The following is a 1,271-nucleotide window of genomic DNA, read 5'->3' on the forward strand; positions in this document are numbered from 1 at the left end:
TGGGGTGTGACACTTCTCGTAGACAGTCGTTACCAGGAAGGCACGACAGGGAATCATGTCTACGAATCGCAGGACGTTCACGCCGGAGTTCAAAGCCGACGCGGTCCAGTTGGTGGTGCAGGGGCGCCGGCCGATCGCGCAGGTCGCGCGTGAGCTGGAGATCAACGAGAGCTCGCTGGGCTACTGGGTGAAGACCTACCGGGCGCAGCACCCCGACCCTGAGACGGCGCCGCCGGCGCCCGAGGCGCTGCGGATCGCGCGGCTGGAGGCGGAGAATCGCAGGCTGGCGGAGGAGAACACGTTCTTGAAAAAAGCCGCGGCCTTCTTCGCGAAGGAACAGCGGTGAGCGAGAAGTTCACGCTCATGCACGCGGAGAAGGCCAACCACACGATCGGCCTCATGGCCAGGCTCCTCGAGGTCTCTCGCGCCGGCTACTACGCCTGGGCGAAACGGCAGGGCACGCTCTCGCCGACCGCAGCCCGGCGGACGTGGCTGGCAGAGCAGATCCGCACGATACACGCTGAGTCGAACGGCGTGAACGGGTTCCGGCGGGTGCTCGCCGCGCTCGCTCGGCGCGGCATCAGCGCCTCGGAGGGGCTGGTGCGCGGCATCATGAACGAGCTGGGGATCTTCGGCATCCAGCCCCGGACGAGCAAGCGCACCACGATCGCCGCCGACGACGAGCACGACCGCCCCGACCTGATCCGCCGGGACTTCACCGCCTGCCGGCCCGGCGAGCGGCTCGTGGGCGACATCACCTACTTGCGCACGGGCGAGGGATGGCTCTATCTGGCGACCGTGATCGACCTCCACAACCGTGAAGTGGTGGGCTGGTCGATGGCCGCGCACATGCGCACCGAGCTGATCAGCGACGCGCTGCGGATGGCCCACGCGCACGGCCGCATCGCACCGAACGCGATCTTTCACTCGGACCGCGGAGCTCAATACACATCGGCTGAATACGCCGCTCTCGCGAAGGAGCTCGACGTGCGACTCTCGGTCGGTCGCACCGGCTCGTGCCACGACAACGCTGTCGCCGAGTCGTGGTTCTCGATGCTCAAGAACGAGATGTACTACCGGCATCGTTTCGCCACCCGCCAGCAGGCGAGGTTCCACGTGATGCAGTACATCGAGGTCTTCTACAACCGGCAGCGGCTCCACTCGAGCCTCGGCTACCGCACGCCCGCCGAAGCGCGCGCCGACTACACCCTTCAGGCCGCGATCGCCGCCTGATCCACAAAGAGATCGTCTACGAAACTTGACACAGCCCA

1 protein-coding gene is annotated in these 1,271 nt (G+C 66.4%); it reads left to right on the forward strand.

Features of this window, described 5'->3' with window-relative positions; genetic code table 11:
* Positions 1 to 55 precede the first annotated feature (55 nt).
* Positions 56 to 1,233, forward strand: a protein-coding gene (locus tag AACX88_RS17440; protein WP_095376931.1) for an IS3 family transposase whose coding sequence is annotated in 2 segments (ribosomal slippage) — positions 56 to 314 and positions 314 to 1,233 — 1,179 coding nt in all. Because the reading frame shifts where the segments join, the coding sequence is not laid out codon by codon here.
* The last annotated feature ends 38 nt before the right edge of the window (positions 1,234 to 1,271 follow it).

The sequence above is a fragment of the Brevibacterium metallidurans genome (assembly GCF_037101285.1).
Lineage (GTDB): Bacteria > Actinomycetota > Actinomycetes > Actinomycetales > Brevibacteriaceae > Brevibacterium > Brevibacterium metallidurans.